We start from the raw sequence: 22,730 nt of genomic DNA, 5'->3' as shown, positions 1-22,730 counted from the left end.
GTTTACGGTCTACTTCTTACTGTTTACTGCAGCGAAGCCGTTACCCTTTCGCGATCATTTCCATGAGTTCGCGGTCGAGGCGTTCGGGGTTATTGTATTGCTCCAGATTGTTGTGCAGTGATTCGCCCTTCGAGACAAGACCGAAGTCCAGATTCTTGTAATTCCAGTAGCTGTAACCCACGTCGGCATCGCGGAGGATGTCGAGGAAGTCGCGCATCCAGGCAAGCTGATACTTGCGAGGAACTTGTACGTAAACGCCGAACTCGTTGCAGCTTACCGGCAAGTCATACTTGGCGCGGAAATCAAGAGCGTTCTGGATGCTTGCCTGCAACTGGGCCTTGTCCCACTTGCCGTATTCCACGTTCAAACGTGTTGTGCCGCCAACTTCGGGGGCGGCGTAATCGCCTGGCCACGGGCGTTCAATCTTGAAGAACGGATCATCAATCCAAGCGGCGCCCTGGTGCGTAAATGTCACCGGTGTGTAGGTATGGAAACTGTAGATAGCGTTGTCGTCATCGAGCGGTGTCAAGAATTCGAATTCCCTTGCGCTGTTCCACTTGTTGGCGCCTACGACGATAGTGTTCTTCGGAGCGTGCTTGCGGATTTCCCAGAAGATTTCGTCCTTGACTTTATCCCAAACCTTGGAATCGCTTGCGGCCGGTTCATTCAAAAGTTCCATCATCACGCGCGGCATGGAACTATAGCGTTCAGCCATGAATGCCCAAATCTTGCGCGTGTCCTTGCGGGCGTTCGCATCGGCAAAGAAAGCTTGTTCGTGATTGCTGGCGAGGTGGAAGTCGTGACCCGGGCACTTGTGAAGGTCGAGAATCACGTCCAGGTCTGCATCCTGAATGTCCTTGAGCGCCTTGTCCAGAAGCGCAAAGATTTCTTCGTCCGGCTTGAGATCGTCGCCTTTAAATAAATTAAAGTAGTCGACCGGCAAGCGAACGTGGTTGAACCCCGCATCGTGGATGCGCTTGAAATCGCTTGTTCCAAGGAACGTCTTGATGTGACCTACGACCCCCGGAAAACCGACAGGGTCCTTTTCTTCGATACAGTCAACCTGACTGAACCATCCGCCCAAATTCACTCCGCGCAATCTTTCTTTCTTCATGCGTGCCGTCCCATACTTTGGCTGCCGAAACAGCCGGTTTGAATGAATAGGTTATTCGTTTACGATGTTCAAATCTTCATCGGCGATGTTCAAGTCCATGATGACTTCCATATCGTCGGGAAGGTTATAAAAATCTACAACCAGGCCCACCTTCTTGTCTTCGTCCTTTTGCTTGTCGAACTGGACGACGTCGTAAATTTTCATTTTGACGACAGCTTCCTGCGTCACAGGAATTTCGATGGTCATACCCTTGCTGATCGGGCCTTCTACAATCTTGCCCTTGAAAACCAGACTAGTCTGGTCATCGCCGAGCGAGGTCTTCTTCACGTGAAATACAGCCATTATTCTTTAGCCATTAACGTTTAAATTAATCGGTTTGTTTTGATGTGGCATACAATTTCGCCACGCGTAAAAATTTAACTTTTTTACATGACTCTCCGTGTTGGTCGAATCCCTTTTTTGGTCTGTGCGCCGTTTTTCTTCAATTCTGTCGGGCGCGAAAACGAATTTCCCGAGGTGGCCTTTGTCGATGGCCCGCCGAGTGCCCATAGTGCAGGTCTCAAGGATGGCTCTATCCACCTTTCTCCGGCGTCTTCGATTACGTTTGCGCAAAAGCCGGGTGCCTTTGTGCTATCGCCTGTGCATTGCACGTCGTGTTCCTTTGAGGTGCGGTCGGTCAAGCTTTTTTCGCGTTACCCGATTGAGGATCTTTCGGACAAACGCATCCGTATGACATCGCAGAGCAAGACGTCTGTTACGTTATTGCGGATTCTCCTTGAAAAGCGCTATGGCCTTCGCCCGGAATATGTGCCGGGGCTTGCGGCTGAATCGACCGATGATGCTTGCCTCTTGATTGGCGACTTGGCGCTTGAAGAAAATGAACGCCACCGCTTTGCGTATAGCTATGACTTGGGGACTCTCTGGCAGGAATGGCAAGGACTCCCTTTTGTGTTTGGTGCTTGGCTTATTTCGAAGGATGCACTTTCGGCACGCTTGCGCCCTGTTCTCGATGATTATATGGTGCGTTTGGAAACAGGCATTCGCGAGTTCCGTAAAAATCCGTCGCAGGCGCTGGACGTGTGGCTTGCGAAGTATCCGGTGAATTTGCCTCGCCCTCTTATCGAAGATTACTTTAGTGTGCTCGATTACCATTTTACTGATGAACGTAAACAATCGTTATCACTGTTTTTCAAATTGGCGGCTCAAATGGGGTTAGTTGATTCCGCTCCGCCGATAGAGTTCCTCGAGTAATTTTATTTTATAGCGGTTGGAATGAGTGTTGGGATGGTAAGGAGAACAAAATGGTAGAGGAAAAAATTCTTATCGTCGACGATGATGATGTTGAATTAAAAAGAGATTCGGATGTTCTGAAAGCAGTTGGGTACGAAGTTATCGGCTGCAAATCCGGTGCCGAAGCATTGGAGTACCTGAACAACAATCCCGTGGAGCTTGTGGTGCTTGACGTCAATATGCCAAACATGAATGGTTTCGACGTCTGCCTGAATATCCGCAAGCAGTTCCCGCTAGATGACTTGCCGATTATATTCCTCACGAATCAGGAAAATGAAGCGAGTGTCACGCAGGGGTTCCAGTCGGGAGCTTCTGATTTTGTCTGCAAGTCTGCTGCGTCTGATATCTTGCTTGCAAGAATCGGTGTGCATCTGCGACTGGCGCGTTCGCTCCGCAACTTGCGTGAAATCTCTTTGACGGACGACTTGACGGGCGCCTACAACCGTAGGCATGCTATCTGTTCGCTTCGAGAATTGTTCGCCCGCAGCAAGCGCTATGGTACGAATTTCTCGCTGATTTATTTTGACTTGAACGGTCTCAAAAAAATCAATGACCAGCATGGTCACTTGGCTGGCGACCTGTTACTCCGTTCTGTCGTGAACGCTTGCAACAAGCTGCTTCGCGAATCGGATATGCTGTTCCGCATGGGGGGCGATGAGTTCATGGTCATCTGCCCGGATACTGATTTGAAGGGGGCGTTTGTCTGTGCCGAGAGAATGCAAGAGGCTGTGAAGTCGCTTACGATTGTAGACCAGACGGTAGCCTTTGCGTATGGAACTGCAAGCTCTGCCGAAGACTACAAGGACATGGACGAGATGCTTCGCAGTGCGGACGCTTCTATGTACGAATGCAAACGCAAGATGCGCGCTGGACGTAGCTAATGCAGCTGCGCTGCAGTTGCTAGTTAGTAGTTAATAGTTACTAGTTTAAAGTATGGCGGCAAAGCCGCAAAAAGAAAAGCCGCGGAAAAAACCGCGGCATTTTCGCATTGTTCAAAATTGTCTCGCTAGGCTAGTTATGCAATCGCAGCCTTGACGGCTTCCAACAGCTTCTGCATCTTAGCTTCGATGGTTGCCCAGTCGCCCGCCTTCATAAGTTCTGCATTGAAGATGCTCCCGCCGAACGAAAGCAAGTTTGCGCTAGCCTTCAAGTAGCTTGCGGCGTTCTCTGCGTTCACGCCACCGCATGCCATCAGCGGGATGTCGCGGAATGGCCCACGCAATGCCTTGATGTATTCTGGACCGCCTACGCAGTTCACCGGAAAAATCTTGATAGCGGTTGCGCCAAGGTCGTAAGCCTTCTGCACTTCGGTCGGCGTGAGTGCTCCCGGGATAATCGGGATGCCTGCCGTATTCGAAAGTCGGATGACTTCGTGACGCGTGTTCGGTGTGACGATGAATTCGGCACCTGCAGAAATCGCCTTTTCTACATCGCTCCCGTGACGGACCGTACCTGCGCCGACCTTGATTCCAAGCGGCTTAGCGTAAGACTTGAGCTTTGCGATAATCTCGGTTGCTGCAGCAGTGTTCATCGTGACCTCAATCGCCTTGAGTCCGCACTTTGCAGATGCGTTCACGCACGCTTCTTCGGCGCCCTGAGGAATGTCGCGGAGAATGCCCACGACTGGCATCGGTTGTAAAAATTCAAGGAAATTCATGACTTTAAAATAGCTTATGAATAGGGAATGTGACAAGAAAAATGAAATTTTTTTCTTTTGACTATCCTACTCAAACCTAAGCGCTTCAATCGGGTCGAGCCTGCTTGCCTTGCGGGCGGGGTACCATCCGAAGAATACGCCTGTGGCAAAGCACACGCCAAAGCTCACGATGACGCTTGTGACAGAGACGCTCATGGGCCAGTTCATTGCAATCTTTACAGTTTCTGAAGCGGCAATGCCGAGCGCAATTCCAATCGCGCCACCGAGCAAGCTGATAATTACGGATTCGAACAAAAACTGTAAAAGAATGTCGCGGCCGCGGGCGCCGATTGCCATACGAAGGCCGATTTCCTTTGTGCGTTCGGTGACGGACACGTACATGATGTTCATGATGCCGATACCGCCAACAAACAAACTAATTCCTGCGATGGCGGTGAGCACGAGCGATAGCATATCGGAAGTACTGGTGACCATCTGGATCATTTCTTCTTGCGTGAACACGCGGAATGGGTCGGTCGGTTTGGTCCAGTTGCGGCGTTCCTTTAGAATGGTCATGATTTCTTCGGTCGCTTTTGCGGCATAGCCTTCACCGATGGAGTTCGCGTAAATCTGTCGGATATTCGTCGTGGCGGAGAATCGCCTCATCACAGTTTGGTATGGAGTGAAAATCACATCGTCCTGGTCTTGCCCGAAATCGCCGGAACCTTTAGCTTTGAGTGTGCCGATGACTTTCAGCGGAATGCTCTTGTAGCGGATGGTCTTGCCAATCGGGTCGGTGTCCGGGAACAGGTTTTTGACGACAGTTTGTCCGATGACGCAGACTTTTGCCATGCGGTCGGTTTCATCGTCAAACATCACGCCGTCCTGGATTTCGTAGTTGCGAATTTTGAGGTAGTCAGCAGAAACACCGGAGAGCGTGGTGGGCGAGTTGTTGTTTCCGACGATGGCCTGCCCTCCGACTGTGACCATAGGTGAAACGCCGTTGATGTAGTTTGCGTTTTCGCGGATGGCGATGACGTCTTCTTCTTCGAGAGTTTCGGTCGATTCCGTCTGGACGCCGCCTCGGCGGCTTTGGTTTGGCATGATGGTGATGGCGTTTGTTCCCATTGCGGTCATCTGTTCCTTGATGGACTTCTTGGAGCCTTCGCCCATGGCGACCATGGTGATGACGGCGGCAACGCCGATGACGATACCGAGTACGGAGAGGAATGTGCGCATGCGGTTACGGAGCAATGCGCGGAGAGCAATCTTGGCTAAGGTAAACGGATTCATTCCACTTCTCCTTCTTCGTCGTCTTCAAATGTTTCTGGTGGCGGGAGCATTTCGAATGCTACTTTGGCATCTTGTACTTTTTCGTTGATGACATCTTTTTTCAGGAGTCCGTCTCGGAGGGTGATAGTGCGTCCGCTGAAGGTGGCGATGTCGGGTTCGTGCGTCACGAAGGCGATGGTCTTGCCTTGCCGGTGCAGTTCCTGGAATATCATCATGATTTCGTAGCTCGTGCGGGTATCGAGGTTGCCGGTCGCTTCGTCTGCAAGAATGATGACGGGGTCGTTCACGAGGGCTCGCGCGATGGCCACGCGTTGCTGCTGACCGCCCGAGAGCTGGTTTGGCAGGTGGTTCATGCGGCTTTCGAGCCCGACCATCTTTAAAGCTTCGATGGCACGGTGGCGGCGTTCTTCGGCGGAAATCTTTGAATTATATAATAGGGGGAGCTCTACGTTTTCGATGGCGGTCGTGCGGCTGAGCAGGTTGTAGCTCTGGAATACGAACCCGAGCTTCTGGCTCCGAATGCGTGCGAGCGCGTCGCGCTTCAATGTCTCGGTATGTTGCCCATCTAATATATAGTGTCCTGAAGTCGGTCGATCCATGCACCCTAGAATGTTCAGCATGGTGGACTTGCCGGAGCCGGATGTGCCCATGATGGTCACGAATTCGCCGGGGTAAATATCGAAGCTTACGCCACGGAGGGCGTGGACAATTTCGTCGCCCATTTTAAAGTCACGACGTAAGTTCTGAACAGAAAGTATCGGTTGTTCGGTTTGCATAAAGACCTTTTTTCTTGCCTCTTTGGATGCTTTAACCCGTTGATTAGGTTGCTTTTACATCGCAAGAATATCTTTTTTTGCCTTTTCGGGGGCGAAATACTTTAAAAGCACCAAAAAGTTACATGATTCTTATGTTTCAATGTATAAACATTAAATTTTTTTTTATTTTATATTCCGAATTGGACCACGCTAGGTGGTCGGTTCTGTGTCCTTGGAGATTTTAATGAACGAGAAAATGACTCAAAATGCTTCGAATGCGTCTGCCGATGACGAAATCGACATTCTTGAGATATTGGTGTATTTAAAAGGTAAGTGGAAATTCTTACTTATTTTCTTGTTCCTTGGCGTTATTTTTGGCGGATTTGTCTCGATGTGGCTTCGCCCGTCGTACAGAAGCGACATCCTTCTTCAGGTAAATGTTAAAGGAAATAAACAAGGACTCGCCCTTGGCGAAATGGGCGCCTTGCTGGATGTCTCTACTCCGTCTGCTGCAGAAATGGAACTTATCAAGAGCCGTGTCGTTCTTGACCATGTCGTGAACGAAGAAAGACTCTGCTTCTCTGCTACTCCGCTGAACAAGCAGGACCGCCTGCTCCATCACGAAGGCCGCATGGATCTTGAACTGCTGGTTATTCCTCGTGCTTTCCAGGAAGCCAAAGGCAAGCTTGTTGCTCGCGTGACTGCAGATTCCAGTGCATACGAAGTAATCGGACTGGAGGGCGAGGTCGTCCTTTCTGGTTCCGTTGGTGAAACTTATCGTAAGCCGTTCGCTGGTGATACTTTGGTCATCTGCGTCAAGTCCCTGACCGCGACTGTTGGTCAGACCTTTTTACTTTCTGCCGTGCATCCGCAGATTGCGGCTGCCTCCCTCCTCAAGGGTCTCAGCATTTCTGAAGAAGGTAAGAATTCCGGCATCATCAGAGTCTCGCTCGAGAACCGCTATGCAGACCGCGTTGCTGCCATTCTGAACACTATTGCAAATACCTATCTGAAGCAGAACATCGAAATGCGCAGTGCCGAAGCCAAGAAGACTTTGGCATTCCTCGAAGAGCAATTGCCGGGCGTTAAGGCCAAGCTCGATTCTGCAGAACAGAAGCTTACGTCGTTCCGCAACTCCAAGGGGACAATCGACCTGACTGGTGAAACCCGTGTTCATTTGGAAAAAGATGTTTCCTTGCAACAGCGCCTTATCGAACTTGAACAGAAAAAGCAGGAGGCCTTGCGCCTGTTCCGTGCGGAACACCCGACGGTCCGCACTATTGAAGAACAGCAGTCTAGACTTCGTCGCGAACTGGCTAAGCAGCAGCGCTCCGCTGCAACCTTGCCCGTCGTGCAGCAGGAAGTCCTCTCTCTGCAAGAAGAAGTTGAAGTTAACAACAAGCTCTATACGAACCTGTTGAACAATATCCAGCAGTTGCGCGTGGTTCAGGCTGGTGAAGTCGGTAACGTCCGCATTGTGGACCAGGCCTACGCTCCGCTCCTGCCGAGCAAGCCGAACCGCAAGTTGATTTTCTTGGGTGTGGTTGCTGCATTCCTGCTTCTCGGCTGCTTTATCGTCTATATCCGCCGCATGCTTGCAAACGGTGTTTGCAGCAGTAGCGAGGTCGAACAGGCTACGGGAGTTGGCGTTTATGGCAAGCTCCCGATGCTCGATGGCAAGACCCAGAACGACGTGATGAAACCTTGCGTCTCGGTCAAGCCTGACGATCCGTTTGCCGAAGGCATCCGCGCTCTCCGTACGGCTCTCGAGTTTTCTGTATTCTCTGATGGCAAGAAGGTGCTTATGGTTTCCGGTCTTGTACAGGGAGTCGGTAAGTCTTTTGTCTCTACAAACCTTGCAGCTTCTTTTGCCATGTCTGGCAAGAAGGTCTTGCTCGTCGATATGGATCTCCGTCGCGGTCATTTGTTCAAGCATAGCCAGAAGGGCTTGTGCGAAATGCTCGAAAAGGAAGATTATAGCGATGAATATGTTGTCAAGGTTACAGATAATTTCTACGTTCTCGGTTCGGGTGCGCGTGTTGTGAACCCAGGTGGACTTTTGAATAGCTCTAGATTTAGCGCTTTCCTTGACGCATTCAAGGATAAGTATGATTTGATTGTTCTGGATACTCCTCCAGTATTCCAGTGCAGTGACGCATTGCTTGTCGAAAAGCATGCGGATTACCTGTTGTGTGTCTTGAAGCATGCAGCTCATACCATTGAAAGCATCCAAGATGCCTTGAATACTTTTGACCGCAGTACGGAAACACCATTGCAGAAGGCGTTTGTCTTCAACAAGTGTGAACGTCATGCGGGGTACGGCTATGGTAGTTACGGCTACTATGGCTACCACAAGAAATATTAACCAATAACAAGGAGAATAGATGAAAAAAATAGTCGCAATGTCTCTCTTGGCCGGTAGCTTCGCTTTCGCGCAGTCTGGCCTGATGGGCGGAGCCGATGGTCTCAACCAGAAAACAGCCCAAACCCTCGGTGAAGGTGGCTTTGCTGCCGGTTTCGGTGGCCAGGTCTCTTATGACGCTTGGTCCCTCACCCGTGGTGGTGCCTATAGCAAGGGTGGCAAGAGTGCATCCTTCTACGACAATGCTGGTAGCCTTACTGCAAATATCAACTTTGCAGCTGGCGTTACTGATTTCATTGACGTGGGTCTTGCTCTTCCGCTTTACTACGATCATGCCAACTCCCCGGCAAACGGCGAAGGTGACATGTGGAAGGCTAGCCGTGGTGACCTCGAACTCTGGGCAAAGGCAAAGCTTCCGCTCGATGAAATGACTGATGGCATCTTCAACGCTGCCATTGCTGCTCAGTTCTACTTCCCGACTGGCGACAAGTCCGTCGGTGTTCGTCCGCGTCATGCTTGGTTCTTGCATGCCAAGGGTGGTGAAACCCATCCGTACGGCCTCCGCAACATGGCATTCGGTGGCGAATTGATCCTCACTCTCGACCTCCAGAAGGTTGGCGCTCCGCTCCGTTTCAACGGTAACGTCGGTTTCGTCGGCACTGTGACGAAGGGCTCTAACACTCTCGTCTACGGTGGTGGCATCAACGTTCTCCCGACTGACTGGATGGACTTCTTCGTTGAAGCTAACGGTGAATTCCGTGTTGAAAAGGGTGAATATCCGCGTGATCCGGGTTATGACCCGTTCACTCTTACTCCGGGCTTCCGCTTCCACCTCCCGGCAAACATCGACATCGCCCTCGGTCTCGATGTGGGTATCCGTGCTCTCTCCAACTTCACTTGGAAGTACAAGGATGAAATGCACAGCGCTGAACACTATCAGCTCTACTACACCGACAAGAACGGTAAGAAGGTCCAGTACGGCTATACCCCGACTCCGCGTTACGCAGGTACCGCATCTCTCGTCTGGCGCTTCGGCAACGTCCGCGGTGCTGACGAAGATAACGATGGCGTAGCAAACAACATCGACCAGTGCGCAGGCACTCCGGCTGGTGCTGTTGTTGACGCTAACGGCTGCCCGGTTGACGGTGACAACGACGGCGTGTTCGACGGTCTCGACCAGTGCGCTGAAACTCCGGCTGGTGCTGTTGTTGACGCTGCTGGCTGCCCGGTTGACTCCGACAATGACGGTATTGCTGACGGTCTCGACCAGTGCGCTGAAACTCCGGCTAACGTTGTTGTTGACGCTGCTGGCTGCCCGGTTGACTCTGATAAGGATGGCGTTGCTGATTACCTCGACAAGTGCCCGAACACTGCTTCTGGTGCTACTATCGATGCTAACGGCTGCCCGATCGACTCTGACAAGGATGGCGTTGCTGACTACCTCGACCAGTGCCCGAATACTCAGTCTGGCATTGCTGTTGACGGCAAGGGCTGCCCGGTTGACTCTGACAACGACGGCGTTGCTGACTACCTCGACAAGTGCCCGAGCACTCCGGCTGGTCTCCCGGTTAACGCTGATGGTTGCAGCCCGGATGGCGATAAGGACGGCATCGTTGATGCTCTCGACAAGTGCCCGAATACTCCGGCTGGCGTCTCTGTTGACGAAGTTGGTTGCCCGGTTGACTCTGACAAGGATGGCGTTGCCGATCACCTCGACAAGTGCCCGAACACCCTCGTTGGCGTTGCAGTTGATAAGAACGGCTGCCCGAACAAGAACCAGGACCTCGACAAGCTCAAGAAGGGTATCCAGTTCAAGACCGGTTCTGCTAAGCTCACTGCAAGCAGCAACAAGACCTTGAACAACATCGCTAAGTTGCTCAAGAAGCTCCCGGCTGTCAACCTCGAAGTCCAGGGTCACACGGATGACACTGGTTCTGAAGAAAAGAACAAGACCATGTCCGAACAGCGTGCTCAGGCTGTTGTCAAGTACCTCGTCAAGAAGGGCATTGACAGCGAACGTCTCCGCGCAGTCGGTTACGGTTCTGACAAGCCGATCGCAGATAACAAGACTAAGAAGGGCCGCAAGCTCAACCGCCGTGTTGAACTCGTTCCGTTCGAAAAGTAATCTTCGATCTTAACTGAGAACTAAAAAGGGGCGTCCGCAAGGGCGCCCTTTTTGTATATGCACGATGTTGCGAACGTGCTGCACAATGTTGCGAATGCGCCACGCAATTACATGAACAGCGCAAAAAAGCGCACGGATAACCCGTGCGCCTTTCTAAATAGAGATCTTTATAAGTAAATGTGGGGTGTTTTAATTCCTTAAAAGGCTTGTGCTGCGACCATTCTTAATTCCGAATTAGCTCTTAAACACCCACTTCTTATAGAGCGTAAAGCTTACAAGCACGTAGACGACGTTGGCGACAAAGCTTGCGAATGTTGTCGGCTTCATGAACCTTGAAACGAATTCCGTGAAGCTTGCGCACCAAGCGGCGTTTTCGAGTACGTAAATGCTTCCTTTGAGGACCGCCAGGTTCACGAGATACGAGCAGAGGAATACGACGATGAATCTTACGATTTCGGCGCGTTTTTTGTTTGTACTCTTGAAATTCCAGATGCGGTTACAGATGTAACTGTTGAGCCCGCCCGCGACAAATCCCAAGAAGTTAGAAAGAACCACGTTCCAGTCGAGAACTTCGTGCAGGAGCCAGACTGTAAAGAATGTGATGGCGGTGTTCATTACACCGATAGCGTTGTATTTGATAAAATGTTTCACGGCGGTAAAAATACTATTTTTTGCTACGATATGACCTGGATTACAACTAAGAAATGCAGTGCTGCCAGCGCTGCAGATATGATTCGTAATGACGATGTTCTCGGGGTTTCCGGATTTACTTTGGCAGGATACCCCAAGGCGGTTCCCTTGGCGCTTGCTGCGCGCGCTGAAAAATTGCACGAAGCAGGTCAGGAATTTAAGGTAACGTTGTTTGCGGGCGCCTCGACGGGCGACAGTTGCGATGGGGCTCTTGCCCGCGCAAAGGCTTTGTCGCTCCGCATGCCTTACCAGTCTAATCCGAGCTTGCGCAAGGCGATTAACGACGGTAGCATCCGTTACATTGACGCTCACTTGGGTAAGATGGGTTACCTTGTTCGCACGGGTGCTGTCCCTGCGCCGACGGTTGCGATTATTGAAGTTTCTGCGATTTTGCCGGATGGCCGCGTTTGCCTCTCGACTTCGGGCGGTAACTCCGTTTGCTATTTGGAAATGGCGCCGAAGATTATTTTGGAATTGAACACTCGCTTGGGTGATAGCTGCATTGGCATGCACGATAACGCTCTCCCGGAGCTCCCGCCGCATGCAAAGCCGCTTGCGATTTATAGCGCTGGTGATCGCGTAGGTGGCGAATTTGTTCAGATTGACCCGAACAAGGTTATTGCGATTGTCGAAAACGAAGCGTATGACGAAGTGACTCCGTTTGTGGAACCTGATGAGGTTTCGAAGAATATCGGCGAACGCATTTTGGACTTTATCCGATTCGAAGAATCGCATGGCAGACTCCCGAAGGGGCTTGCTTACCAGAGCGGTGTTGGCAAGGTGGCGAATGCAGTGCTTTGTGCGATGGCTGACGATGACCGCCTGGGACAAATTGACCTTTACACTGAAGTGATTCAGGAAGCGGTACTTCCGCTTTTGAAGAAGGGTAAGCTTGGTATTGCGTCTGGGACGGCCTTGACGCTTTCGCAGACGGCACAGAAAGAATTTGTTGAAAACAGCGCTGAATGGAAAAAGCATTTCATTATCCGCCAGCAAGAAGTGAGCAATAGCCCGGATGTAATCCGTCGCTTGGGCGTGATTTCTATGAACACGGCTTTGGAAGCGGATATCTTTGGCAATGTGAACAGCTCGCTTGTGTGCGGTTCGGCAATGATGAATGGCATTGGCGGTTCGGCTGACTTTGCACGAAATTGCGCACTCGGATTTTTCCTCACGCCGTCTGTGGCAAAGGGCGGTGCCATTTCGAGCATTGTGCCTTACGTGAGCCATGTGGACCATACCGATCATGACACGCAGATTTTTGTGACGGAACAGGGGCTTGCTGATCTTCGTGGCTTGCCTGTTGAAGAACGCGCCCGCCTGATTATCAAGAACTGCGCCCATCCGGATTACCGCGATGCGCTCACGGATGTTCTGGAGTACGGCCTCAAGCATGCAAAGGGCGTCCATGTGCCGCTTGCGCTTTCACGTGCGTTCGAAATGCACACCCGCTTCCTCGAAACAGGCAAGATGCTGTAAGGTTTTACTGCGATTCCTATTTGAACAGTCGGTACAGATTACTTAGTAAAGCACCTTTTGGGGTGCTTTATTTTGTATTAGCGGTTGCGCACTTTGTGCAAAAATTATAATTTAGTTACGGGGTGTTTTGGTTAGGCCAAAACTTGAAGGTAAGGGGTACGCTTTATGGGGACCTTTTTTAAGCAGATTTCGCTTTCTACTTTTGTAGCAGCGTTTTTAGTTGCGTGTGGAGATGATCCCGTCAGTGAATTGAAGGAACTTGCTCAAGACGAATTGGAATCGTCTAGTTCTGTAAAAGGTGCTGCAAAATCCTCATCTAGTACAGCTGATAAGAAAACATCCTCGTCGAGTAGCGTTGATGGGAAGGTCTCGTCATCTAGCTTAAAAGAAGTTGGCCCTGAAGAAGGGTTGGACGTTGTTTATTCACTCGTAGATGGGACTATCTCGGGTGTTGTTGGTTTGGATAGCTATACTAGTGCCAAAAAGGTCAAAATGGTGGAGCTTGATTCCGCTGATGCCTACGATGAAACGAAAAATGTTTTCTCGGCAGAGATTGACAAGAACGGCGCTTATGAATTCAAAAAAGTCAACTTGGTTCAGCCTTTTGTTCAAGTCTCCGCTGAAGTAACCCTTACAAGTCCTAGCGATGGAAAGTCTTTTCCGATTACGTTCTCTGCTTTAGGGGATGTTTCCTCGAGTGAAAAAATCAACTTGGGTCTCTTGACGACTCTTGAAGCAGAACGTGCTCGTGTACTCTTGGCGGGGAAGGACAAGCTTTCTTTTGAATTGGCAAAGAGCAAGGCTGCTGAAGATGTGTGGAATATGTTCCATCTGGAATCTATTGACTTTGACCAGACCGAGACGATTGATGTTTCTAAGGCTAGTGAGTCTGGGACTGCTCTTGTGGCGGCGACGATCTTGTTGCAGCTTGCTGCTGGTTCTGATTTGCTAGAAAATTACGATTTTGTAGGAACGTTTAAGTCTATAGTTGCCGATGTCGCAAAGGATGGTAAGTGGGATGACGAAAAGACTCGTTTGAGAGCTGCCGATTATGCACTTGGATTGAAAATATCTGGTGGTTATGAAAATACTTTTGCATACGTCAAAGAACGTTTCCCTAAGAATAAAAACTTTGATAAGTACCTCACGAACTTCGCATTGACGGAATTGGAGTTCCCGGAATGCGATGGCGGTTCTGCAGGGGAAATATTCTTTGTCAAGAACAAGGCTAGTAGTCTTTTTTATGCAGAGTCGTATGACGATCAGAAACATTCACTTTACCGCTTTGTCTGTGATGAAAAGAAAGGCTGGGAACTCATCCCGGATAGTTTGAAGGACTTCATAGGCGATAAAACGCCCGCTAAAGATGGCGAAGTCCGTCGTGGTGCGTACTCGGGCAAATTCTTTACGTACGATGGAGCAAAGAAGGAATGGCGCGAAGCGACTGCCGTTGAAAAAGACCGTTATTTTGTCTTGGAATCTAATGCAAAGGAATTTGTGGATATCCAGGATGTCTACGAAAGTATCAAGGACGATGAACGCGTCATCTTTGTGCTGCGCCATGCTGAACGCGGTGACGATACGAGCAAGAGCGGGACGCTTACGGATAACGGTAAAAAGCAGTCCGAAGAAGTTGGTGCTCGACTCACGAAGTTCAAGGAAGACTTTGTCCTTGGTGCTTCAGAATTCTTGCGTGCGCACCAAACGGTAGAATCGATTGCGAAGGGTCGTGGACAATCTTATGATAAGCGTGATACGATTCCGCAGCTGAACGATGACTGGTACGCCAAGAATAGCGAGGCTGTCGAAAAGGCCAAGAACGAATGCGGTGGCGGCTGGGAAGTGACTTCCAAGTACGCTTACACGGGTGCTTACTCGACGGGCGCCGATGCCGCATACTACGATCTTGCAGAACGCTCCGTTGAACTTATCGAAGATGTTCTTGTCAAGAAGTACCCGACAGAAAAGTTTGTGCTCCTGAGTTCTCATGACAAGTTGATGGTTCCGCTTGTCGCTTACTGCTCGAATTTGCAGGTGGAACTCAAGAAATATGATGGCGGCAAGTGGATTAATTACCTCGCTGGCGTTGCGATCATCATCGATAAGGATGGAAATCGCCGTTATGTCGCCATTCGCGGTCTCAAGTCTGGGTACGCGAACTAGATTTTACTAATATTCAACCTATGCGGGTTTGGATATTAGCTTTATCGGTTTTGTTATGGACGTCTTGCGATTCCGTCCGTTACGGTTCTGTGCCGTGCGAGGGCGATGATTGCGAGGCGGCTGCTGAAATTGGAAGTTCCGATTCGAAGGATAAACCTTCGGGCGGTAATTCTTCGAGTGAAAATCCCTCAAAGGATGAAAAGGGCAATCAGGACCAGAAGGACTCCCTGGATAACAAGGGTAAGCCCGATGTCCATGATACCATTGAAGTTGTCGATACGACGACTGTTACGGATACAAAGTCCTTGCCTGCTTGCAACTCGTCAAACGAGGGCGAGGCTCTCATGGTGGCGGGCGAGCAGAAACTTTACTATTGCATTTCGGGGAGCTGGGAAACCGATGTCGAGGAGCTCTTTACGGTTGAGTGTAAAGATGGCGTCTTGAAACTTGGCGACTCGAAGGTGATTGGCGCGGAATCCTTGGATTCTACCGATGCTTCGGATTATCGCAGGGCAGACGTTAATATCAAGGGCATTGCCGAAAAGGGCCCGTTCCGTTACGGAGCTTCCGTGAAGATTGTGGAACTCGATAGCGTGATGCGCCTTGCCGATTCCAAGCGTACGCACGAGACCTGCATTACCTCTTCGGATGGTAGTTTTGATTTTGGAAGTGTTGACCTCGTTTCGCCTTATGCTAGGGTTGAAGCGAGCGGCTTTTTCAGGAATGAATTTGGCGGGCAGTCATCGCTTGTAAAGCTCAATGCGGTTGTGGACTTGTCCAAGCGCGATTCTTTTAACGTGAATATCCTGACGCACATGGCGGCTCCGCGCGTGATGAAGCTCGTGGAGGATTCGGGCAACAACCAACCGATTGGGAGCCAGAGCGGGCGTGCGCTGAGCGATGTGCTTTCTTCGTTCGGTATTAGCCTTGGCGGTTCTAGCACGGGTGGCTTTAATGGATTTGGTTGGAACCGTGGTACTCAGACGACGTCGTCGGACAAGGCGGCAGAAGACATTAGCTTGTTCGGTTCTGATGACTACAGTGCGGCGCTCCTTGCCGTTTCTGTGATGATGCAGAGCTATGCGCCGGATGGCAACTTCCTTTCGCAGGCGGATTATATTGCTGAAGATATCCGTGGCGATGGCAACTGGGGCGACAATGCTTCGAAGGCAAAACTTGCAGATAAGCTGTTGATTCTCGATGCTGAAGGTGGCCTTGCAAAAATCCGCAAGAACATGGAGAGCTGGAAGCTTGGCGATGTGCCGGACTTTGAAAAGCATGTGCGCAATTTCTGGACGAGTACGCATGGCTTTGAATCTTGCAATGCGATGACCAATGGAATGGTGAAGTATGTAGGCAACAGCCAGAGCGAGTACTTTGTCTCTTACTATGAACAGCCCGAAGGCCCGCGTATCCGCTTCATTTGCGATGGTTCTATCAAGGCTTGGCGCGTGGCGACAGACCTTGAAAAGGATACGGTTGGCTTTGGCGCTGGCGATTACGATGGCCAGATCAAGAATGGTAAAATCAATGCCGATAAGTTCTACGTTTACGAACAGAGCAAGAAGTCTTGGCGTGAAGCAACCTCGGATGATATCCAGGAATTTGTCGATGTCGAAGAAGTCATGAAAAAGCTTGCTCCTGGCGAAAAGGTCATCTTTATCTTGCGCCATGCGGAACGTACGGACGATACGGGCAAGAAGGGCCACCTGACGGACAATGGTAAAAAGCAGTCTCAGTCGGTGGGCGCAAAGCTCGAAGGCGAAAGTATTTACTTCGTGAATTCGACTTACACGCGTAGCTACGAAACCTGCGAGAACGTGGCGGCGGGTGCGGGCGTCACGAGCATGGGTAACGACACGTTGCCGGAACTAGATGGTGACTGGTTCGTGAAGGACGAAAATAAGTTTGAAACGTACAAGAACAACAATGGCGGTGGCTGGGTCGTCGCTTCGGAATATGCGTACAAAGGAAGCTATACCGATGCATACTATCCTCTACAGTCCCGTGGCGAAGAATTCATGACCGAGATTGTGATGCCCCGCTTTGCGAAGGTAAACCGCGTAGGCGTGTGGATTTCCCACGACATGATGGTTGTGCCGCTGACGGCGTTCTGCACGAACGGCAAGGCAAATCTCCGCTATTTCGACACGAAGCAGTGGATCAATTACCTCGCTGGCGTGGCTATCATTCTGGGGACCGACGGCACCCTCCGTTATGAGCCTGTGAAGGGTCTTTCTTCTGGTACGATGACGATGTAAAATCCCTAAAATTGCTATATTCACGCGCGTTGATTTTTATCAAACAGTTCACTTAATTAAACATGGACGCATTCCGATATGAATGATACACTAAAGAAAGCTATGCTTTTTGCCGCGGTGACAACGGTTTCCGGTGCCTTCGCGTCTGAAATCGTAGCTCAACCTGCTGCTTCCAAGGCTGCAAAGGTTGGCCGTTTTGACGAGCAGATTGCTCTGATGCCGGACTCCATTGCCGCTCCGATCAAGGAACAGCTCAAGTGGATGGATGAATCTACTGTTTTCCAGATTGTGGAAACTCACGGTGGTGGCTATTCCATTCTTTATAAGACATACGAACAGTCCGTTCGCGCCCGCGATATTCGCGATTCCGTTGAAAATGCCAACGGTACGGCCGTGCTCCCGATTGCTAAGGCTAAGCTCGGTAGCGAATACTGCCATGGCAAGATGGAAGCTGGCAAGTGCCATGGTGAAGTCCAGAAGTTCACCATCGGCAAGCTCGTCGAATTCCAGGCAACAGGCCTCATCGTCGTGATGTCTGTGATCATTGGCCTCCTCGTCCTCTGCACTATCATGAGCGCAATCATGAAGAAGCTCGGTTTGGACAAGGTCAAGGCTCCGGCTCCTGCTAAGAAGGCAGCTCCGGCCGCTGCTGCTGCCGCTCCGGCTCCTGCGGTTCGTGCTCCGGCACACTGCGACTGGGATCCGAATGCAAAGAGCATCCATCCGGGATTCACCAACAAGCAGCTCCAGGCGTTCCTCGGCATTGCCGCCGTTGCCGCCCTCGAAGAACATCCGGGACTTACAAACGAACAGTTCCTCGTGATTGCTACCGCTGCTGCAACGCAGGCTCTTGGTCAGCCCTGCCGCGTGACCGCTTACAGAAACATTAACTCCCCTGCTTGGACGATCGTCAAGTAAGGTTCAACTTTTAAAACTTAACAGGCTTTTAAGCCAGGAAAAATAAAAATGAAGAAAACAGTCCGTATCAGTTTCGAAGGCAAGACCTACGACGTCGAAGTAGAAGTTCTTGATTCCGCAGTTGCTGCAGCTCCTGCTGCTCCGGTTGCCGCTCCGGCCCCGGCTCCTGCTGCTGCTCCGGCTCCGGCCGTCGCTGGTGGCACCGAAGTCAAGAGCCCGCTCGCTGGCTCTGTGTTCAAGCTCAAAGTCAACGTTGGTGACACTGTTGCTGCCAACCAGGAAGTGGCTGTTATCGAAGCCCTCAAGATGGAAAACCCGGTCGTCGCTCCGTGCGCAGGCAAGGTCACCTCTATCTCCGTCAAGGAAACCGACACTGTTACTGATGGCCAGGTCTTGATGACCATTGCCTAATGAGGTAAAAGTCAATGAGTGGAATTATTAACTCAGTCGCGGACTTCGCCTCGAGCACAGGATTCGCGCAGATTACCGTTCCGATGGTAATCATGTGGATCGTGAGCTTCGTGTTGATGTTCCTTGCGATTGTCAAAAAATACGAACCGCTTCTGCTCTTGCCGATTGCTATCGGTGCACTTGCGGTGAACATCCCGTCCGTCGCGTTCTACGACGGTGGCTGGAGCATCGAAGGTATGTTCAGCCCGACTGGCGGTCTCTACTACTACATCAGCCAGGGTATCCATCTGGAACTCTTCCCGCCCATCATCTTCTTGGGCGTGGGTGCCATGACGGATTTTGGACCGCTTATCGCTAATCCGCGTACGCTCATCCTCGGTGGTGGCGCACAGTTTGGCGTGTTCATGACCATGTTTGCAGCTGTCGCTCTCGGTGGCTTTACGCTCGGTGAAGCAGCTTCCATCGGTATCATCGGTGGTGCTGACGGTCCGACGTCCATCTTCACTGCGAACAAGCTTGCTAAGCACCTCATCGGCCCCATCGCCGTTGCTGCCTACACCTACATGGCTCTCGTGCCGCTCATCCAGCCGCCTATCATGCGCGCTATGACGAACGACGCTGAACGCAAGATTCGCATGAAGGCTCTCCGCCAGGTTTCCAAGGCCGAACGCATCGTGTTTGCCGTGATGGTGATGATCGTTTGCGTGCTCGTCGTGCCGGATGCTTCTGCCCTTATCATCATGCTTATGATGGGCAACATCTTCAAGGAAGCAGGTGTCGTTGAACGCCTCGTGAAGACTTCTTCGAACGAACTCATGAACATTGTGACGATCTTCCTCGGCACGTCCGTGGGTCTCACGATGTCTGCTGACATCTTCCTCAAGCCGCAGACTCTCATGATCATCGCTATGGGTGTGGTTGCTTTTGGCTTCTCCACTTTCGGCGGTTTGCTCCTCGCAAAGATCATGAACAAGTGCTCTCCGAAGAACCCGGTGAACCCGCTTATCGGTTCCGCAGGCGTTTCCGCTGTGCCGATGGCTGCCCGTGTTTCTCAGGTTGAAGGTGCCAAGTATGACCCGCAGAACTTCCTCCTCATGCACGCTATGGGCCCGAACGTCTCTGGCGTGATTGGTACGGCAGTTTGCGCTGGTTATATGATCAGCCGCTTGAGCTAAGATAAACGCGAGTATTGTCATTCCCGCCGGAGCCTGTGCTGAGCGCAGTCGAAGTAAGCGGGAATCTCCATCGCTTTAAATTCCCTCGGCATTACGCCGGGGGATTTTTTTTGTTCTATGAAAATTAATTCTTGTTTTATGTTTTTGAATTTTCTTTAAGTTGTTTTTTAAAGTGCTTAAATTTGCTTAAAATCGCCATTTTTGTTTTAATAAAAATTTTGCAGAATATTGTGTGTAACTCTATGATAAAGTAAATTTATGGTATGATGAAATCGGTAACAGAATACAAAAATTATCGCGAATACGTCCTGGATTATTACCAGGAACGCAAGCGCTGTTCTGCGTTTACGTGGCGTGAATTTGCGAAGGATGCAGGCTTTGCTTCGGGTTCGTACTTGAAGCTTGTCAGTGACGGCAAAACGCGCTTGCGCGAAGAGAGCGCTAAAAAGACGGCGCTTGCAATGGGCTTAGTCGGCTTTGAGTTCGATTATTTTGTCCTGATGGTGCGTTACGAAAACGCGAAAACCGATCGGGAGAAGAAAAAGTGCTTTGAAGAGATGCGGGCACTTGGCGAGGCGAGCCGCGTTAAAGTTCTCGGGAGCGAAATGTACACGTTCTATGAAACGTGGAAACATTCCGTGGTCCGCGAGTTGGCGGTGGCGATGCCGGGGGCAAAACCAAGCGAGATTGCCAAAGTTTGTAGGCCTCCTATTTCTGCGGAGGATGTGAGCGAGAGCTTGCGTTTTCTCGTGAAGTCGGGGCTACTGACGCGCGACATCAAGGGGAATTACCACCAGACGAACCGTTCGCTTTCGACGGGGCGCTTGAACGTGGTCGCCGTGGCGGTGCATTCGCTCTTGCGCCAAATGGGCGAGTTTGCACTGGACGCTTTGGATAAATTACCCATTTCAGAAAGACATTTTAGCGGGATTACTATGGGCGTGACAGAAGATAGCTATACAAGGATTGTTGATGAAATTGCATCGTTCCGCAAGCGCATTGTGTCGATTGTCGCGGACGAGAAAAAGCCGGAAAAAATTTGCCGATTGAACTTTCAGTTTTTCCCGCTGACGGAAAAGATTGAAAAGAAATTTAAATAGGGGGAGAGAGAATATGTTGTTGAATAAATTTATACCAAGTTTGTCAGTGCTTGTGCCTGGATTAATGATTTGGGCATGTTCTGGAATTGACACTGCAGGAACGAGCGAAGAATCCGAAGGCATTGTTGCGCTTGCGGGTAAAAGAGTCTCAGGTGCGGCGCAGAAAGGCCCGCTCGTGAAAGGCTCAGGCGTTATTCTCAGGGAAACGTCGGCTGAAGGGAACCTGGAACCCACAGGCCGCGAATTCAATGCTACGATTACCGGCGATAGGGGCGAATTTACAGTTGATAGCATTAATCTGGAATGCCAGTATGTGCTTCTATCTGCAGAAGGTTTCTACACTCACGAAAAAGATGGAACGCTTTCGAAGTGCTCGATGCGGCTTGATGCGGTCACCAATTTGGAAAAACGCAATACATCAAATATCAATCTTCTGACGCATTTTGAATATAAGCGAGTCTTGAACTTGGTCAAGTCTGGAAAGACTTTCGCCGAAGCGAAAAAACAGGCCGCTACGGAAGTCCTTGGTGCTTTCGGTGTTAAGCTGGAAATCTCCAATGCCGAAGATTTGAATATATACAACACGACTGAAGGTGATAGGACCCTTTACAATATCAGTGTTTTTATTGATCAGCGAGAACTGTGGGATCCTTGGAAAGGTGGAGGCGATTCGTATGATGAATGGGAACATTGGACATTGCCAGAACGTATAAATTGCTCCAACTTGCAAAAGTTCATTGATGGGTTTGCCGATGATTTTGCTGACGATGGTGAACTTGGGGACTCCATTATGATGAACATCGCAAGTTATGCTTATTCAACGGCTAGAGCTTATAGCCACATGGAAGGTGTAAGCGAAGCTGGCATGAGGGCAAAGGAAGATGCGGACCCTGGGTCGTATGACATTCTTACGATTATGAAGAAGCAATATGATTTTAGCAAGTTATTCTTGCTGAATTACTGGAATGTAGAACTTTGTACAGAAGACCTTTGGGGCGAGTATAGAACGTTCAATAGGCCTATCAGATATTACGATCTCGACGCCGGTGAATATAAAGTTTCGGATTCGGGATATGTCCTTTGCAATGGCTACTCTTGGAAAATGGAGACGAAAGGTTATTTGGATTCCCTCAAGATGAAGATTGAGCATGGATCGGGGACCATGACAGACCCGCGAGATGGCAAGGAATACAAGACCGTAAGTTTTGAATTTGGCGGGAAAAGTTATGAGTGGATGGCCGAAGATCTCGAGTACTCTGTGTCCGCGTATTCGCCGGGTAGTATTATGACAGGTAATTACGTTGAAAATGGTCTTTATAGCTGGACTACCGCGATGCGAATTGATCAAAAGTATATGAAGGAACCTGTTGATGATGTCGTGATTAAAACGGTCCATCAAGGCATCTGTCCTGACGGCTGGCATATCTCCAGTAGCAAGGATTGGGAGGCGTTAATCGCTTATGTCGGTGGCATCAACAATCTGCTTGACGAAACCTGGAGAACGGATAGGTATGCCGCTTTTGGAAAGGATTTGATGGGCGTGTTCTACAATAAGTTTGACTTTAATCTTGAACCAATGGACAAGAGGTATCTCGAACTCTATTACCACACCTACTCGAATAAGTCTTTTGGCGAAAATATCGAGGCAGAATTGGATTCGTTGTGGAACTATTATGGAGAAGATAGTCATGGCGAAGAAAATTGGGTTCGTTCTTACCTTGACAACTATCGAAATTACAGGCTACCGGATCTCTCGACGTTCGAAATTTCTATCGGTTATGCTAGGACTATCTCTGAACCTAGAAAAATAGCTCGCGTACGTTGTGTGAAAAACTAATTAGTTTGGAGGGGGAGTAAGGAGGAAAACGGATCTCGCTGGCGAAACGCTGGCGAGGTCTTTTTTGTGTTCCTGGAATACGCAGTTTGTGTTCTGAATTGCTAAAATTTGCGTAAATTAT

18 protein-coding genes are annotated in these 22,730 nt (G+C 50.1%); 12 read left to right on the top strand and 6 right to left on the bottom strand.

Annotation, left to right across the window (positions count from 1 at the left end):
• Nucleotides 1-40: 40 nt before the first annotated feature.
• Both B7982_RS11895 and B7982_RS11890 read right to left on the bottom strand, forming a co-directional pair.
• Nucleotides 41-1,114, bottom strand: a complete 1,074-nt coding sequence (locus B7982_RS11895; RefSeq protein WP_088660938.1) for a glycoside hydrolase family 5 protein — start codon at nucleotides 1,112-1,114, stop codon at nucleotides 41-43.
• 51 nt (nucleotides 1,115-1,165) lie between these two features.
• Complete coding sequence (locus B7982_RS11890; protein ID WP_088660937.1) at nucleotides 1,166-1,456, bottom strand: hypothetical protein; 291 nt, start codon at nucleotides 1,454-1,456, stop codon at nucleotides 1,166-1,168.
• An 87-nt stretch (nucleotides 1,457-1,543) separates the two neighbouring features.
• On the opposite strand from B7982_RS11890, the gene B7982_RS11885 reads away from it, so the two are divergent.
• Together B7982_RS11885 and B7982_RS11880 are read left to right on the top strand one after the other, a co-directional pair.
• The gene (locus B7982_RS11885) at nucleotides 1,544-2,365 is read left to right on the top strand and encodes a menaquinone biosynthetic enzyme MqnA/MqnD family protein (protein ID WP_088660936.1); all 822 of its coding nucleotides are present in this window, start codon (nucleotides 1,544-1,546) and stop codon (nucleotides 2,363-2,365) included.
• 50 nt (nucleotides 2,366-2,415) lie between these two features.
• Nucleotides 2,416-3,285, top strand: a complete 870-nt coding sequence (locus B7982_RS11880) for a diguanylate cyclase (protein ID WP_088660935.1) — start codon at nucleotides 2,416-2,418, stop codon at nucleotides 3,283-3,285.
• Between the two features lie 134 nt (nucleotides 3,286-3,419).
• Here B7982_RS11880 and B7982_RS11875 read toward each other — a convergent pair whose 3' ends face one another.
• From B7982_RS11875 to B7982_RS11865, 3 genes are all read right to left on the bottom strand, one after another.
• Entirely contained in the window at nucleotides 3,420-4,061 is a 642-nt protein-coding gene (locus B7982_RS11875; protein WP_088660934.1) for a bifunctional 4-hydroxy-2-oxoglutarate aldolase/2-dehydro-3-deoxy-phosphogluconate aldolase, read from the bottom strand.
• A 66-nt stretch (nucleotides 4,062-4,127) separates the two neighbouring features.
• Nucleotides 4,128-5,333: an ABC transporter permease gene (locus tag B7982_RS11870; protein ID WP_088660933.1), complete on the bottom strand. Its 1,206-nt coding sequence runs from the start codon at nucleotides 5,331-5,333 to the stop codon at nucleotides 4,128-4,130.
• Complete coding sequence (locus B7982_RS11865; protein ID WP_088660932.1) at nucleotides 5,330-6,109, bottom strand: ABC transporter ATP-binding protein; 780 nt, start codon at nucleotides 6,107-6,109, stop codon at nucleotides 5,330-5,332. Before B7982_RS11865 ends, B7982_RS11870 begins: the two co-directional genes overlap by 4 nt.
• Before the next feature lie 223 nt (nucleotides 6,110-6,332).
• Here B7982_RS11865 and B7982_RS11860 point away from each other — a divergent pair, with 223 nt between their 5' ends.
• A complete protein-coding gene (locus B7982_RS11860; RefSeq protein ID WP_088660931.1) occupies nucleotides 6,333-8,453 on the top strand; it encodes a polysaccharide biosynthesis tyrosine autokinase in 2,121 nt (706 codons plus the stop codon).
• A gap of 19 nt (nucleotides 8,454-8,472) precedes the next feature.
• Nucleotides 8,473-10,575, top strand: coding sequence for an OmpA family protein (locus B7982_RS15165; protein ID WP_088660930.1), 2,103 nt, complete (start codon nucleotides 8,473-8,475; stop codon nucleotides 10,573-10,575).
• Nucleotides 10,576-10,809: 234 nt separating this feature from the next.
• Here B7982_RS15165 and B7982_RS11850 read toward each other — a convergent pair whose 3' ends face one another.
• Nucleotides 10,810-11,226, bottom strand: coding sequence for a GtrA family protein (locus B7982_RS11850; RefSeq protein WP_088660929.1), 417 nt, complete (start codon nucleotides 11,224-11,226; stop codon nucleotides 10,810-10,812).
• A 30-nt stretch (nucleotides 11,227-11,256) separates the two neighbouring features.
• On the opposite strand from B7982_RS11850, the gene B7982_RS11845 reads away from it, so the two are divergent.
• From B7982_RS11845 to B7982_RS11810, 8 genes are all read left to right on the top strand, one after another.
• Entirely contained in the window at nucleotides 11,257-12,744 is a 1,488-nt protein-coding gene (locus tag B7982_RS11845) for an acetyl-CoA hydrolase/transferase C-terminal domain-containing protein (protein WP_233138530.1), read from the top strand.
• 165 nt (nucleotides 12,745-12,909) lie between these two features.
• Nucleotides 12,910-14,907 (top strand): histidine phosphatase family protein, encoded by a 1,998-nt coding sequence (locus tag B7982_RS11840; RefSeq protein WP_088660927.1) that lies wholly within the window; start codon nucleotides 12,910-12,912, stop codon nucleotides 14,905-14,907.
• A 50-nt stretch (nucleotides 14,908-14,957) separates the two neighbouring features.
• Entirely contained in the window at nucleotides 14,958-17,168 is a 2,211-nt protein-coding gene (locus B7982_RS11835) for a histidine phosphatase family protein (protein WP_233138529.1), read from the top strand.
• Between the two features lie 78 nt (nucleotides 17,169-17,246).
• A complete protein-coding gene (locus B7982_RS11830; RefSeq protein ID WP_088660925.1) occupies nucleotides 17,247-18,086 on the top strand; it encodes a hypothetical protein in 840 nt (279 codons plus the stop codon).
• Between the two features lie 48 nt (nucleotides 18,087-18,134).
• Nucleotides 18,135-18,497 (top strand): acetyl-CoA carboxylase biotin carboxyl carrier protein subunit, encoded by a 363-nt coding sequence (locus tag B7982_RS11825; RefSeq protein ID WP_014546277.1) that lies wholly within the window; start codon nucleotides 18,135-18,137, stop codon nucleotides 18,495-18,497.
• A 14-nt stretch (nucleotides 18,498-18,511) separates the two neighbouring features.
• Nucleotides 18,512-19,672 carry a sodium ion-translocating decarboxylase subunit beta gene (locus B7982_RS11820; RefSeq protein ID WP_014546278.1) on the top strand — a complete coding sequence of 387 codons (1,161 nt, stop codon included), beginning with the start codon at nucleotides 18,512-18,514 and terminating at the stop codon, nucleotides 19,670-19,672.
• Nucleotides 19,673-19,935: 263 nt separating this feature from the next.
• Nucleotides 19,936-20,772 (top strand): TIGR02147 family protein, encoded by an 837-nt coding sequence (locus B7982_RS11815; protein ID WP_088660924.1) that lies wholly within the window; start codon nucleotides 19,936-19,938, stop codon nucleotides 20,770-20,772.
• Nucleotides 20,773-20,785: 13 nt separating this feature from the next.
• Nucleotides 20,786-22,609, top strand: a complete 1,824-nt coding sequence (locus tag B7982_RS11810; protein WP_088660923.1) for an FISUMP domain-containing protein — start codon at nucleotides 20,786-20,788, stop codon at nucleotides 22,607-22,609.
• Nucleotides 22,610-22,730: the final 121 nt, after the last annotated feature.

This window comes from Fibrobacter sp. UWB2 (assembly GCF_002210425.1).
Taxonomy (GTDB): Bacteria; Fibrobacterota; Fibrobacteria; order Fibrobacterales; family Fibrobacteraceae; genus Fibrobacter; species Fibrobacter elongatus.
This window is presented reverse-complemented; position numbering and strand designations above follow the sequence as displayed.

Excerpts from the sequence above, each read along its gene's own strand:
- B7982_RS11865 (WP_088660932.1), bottom strand. The coding sequence starts at position 6,109 with ATGCAAACCGAACAACCGATACTTTCTGTTCAGAACTTACGTCGTGAC.
- B7982_RS11825 (WP_014546277.1), top strand. The coding sequence starts at position 18,135 with ATGAAGAAAACAGTCCGTATCAGTTTCGAAGGCAAGACCTACGACGTC.
- B7982_RS11840 (WP_088660927.1), top strand. The coding sequence starts at position 12,910 with ATGGGGACCTTTTTTAAGCAGATTTCGCTTTCTACTTTTGTAGCAGCG.
- B7982_RS11860 (WP_088660931.1), top strand. The coding sequence starts at position 6,333 with ATGAACGAGAAAATGACTCAAAATGCTTCGAATGCGTCTGCCGATGAC.
- B7982_RS11885 (WP_088660936.1), top strand. The coding sequence starts at position 1,544 with ATGACTCTCCGTGTTGGTCGAATCCCTTTTTTGGTCTGTGCGCCGTTT.
- B7982_RS11870 (WP_088660933.1), bottom strand. The coding sequence starts at position 5,333 with ATGAATCCGTTTACCTTAGCCAAGATTGCTCTCCGCGCATTGCTCCGT.
- B7982_RS15165 (WP_088660930.1), top strand. The coding sequence starts at position 8,473 with ATGAAAAAAATAGTCGCAATGTCTCTCTTGGCCGGTAGCTTCGCTTTC.
- B7982_RS11830 (WP_088660925.1), top strand. The coding sequence starts at position 17,247 with ATGAATGATACACTAAAGAAAGCTATGCTTTTTGCCGCGGTGACAACG.
- B7982_RS11875 (WP_088660934.1), bottom strand. The coding sequence starts at position 4,061 with ATGAATTTCCTTGAATTTTTACAACCGATGCCAGTCGTGGGCATTCTC.
- B7982_RS11880 (WP_088660935.1), top strand. The coding sequence starts at position 2,416 with ATGGTAGAGGAAAAAATTCTTATCGTCGACGATGATGATGTTGAATTA.
- B7982_RS11890 (WP_088660937.1), bottom strand. The coding sequence starts at position 1,456 with ATGGCTGTATTTCACGTGAAGAAGACCTCGCTCGGCGATGACCAGACT.
- B7982_RS11810 (WP_088660923.1), top strand. The coding sequence starts at position 20,786 with ATGTTGTTGAATAAATTTATACCAAGTTTGTCAGTGCTTGTGCCTGGA.
- B7982_RS11820 (WP_014546278.1), top strand. The coding sequence starts at position 18,512 with ATGAGTGGAATTATTAACTCAGTCGCGGACTTCGCCTCGAGCACAGGA.
- B7982_RS11845 (WP_233138530.1), top strand. The coding sequence starts at position 11,257 with ATGACCTGGATTACAACTAAGAAATGCAGTGCTGCCAGCGCTGCAGAT.
- B7982_RS11815 (WP_088660924.1), top strand. The coding sequence starts at position 19,936 with ATGATGAAATCGGTAACAGAATACAAAAATTATCGCGAATACGTCCTG.
- B7982_RS11895 (WP_088660938.1), bottom strand. The coding sequence starts at position 1,114 with ATGAAGAAAGAAAGATTGCGCGGAGTGAATTTGGGCGGATGGTTCAGT.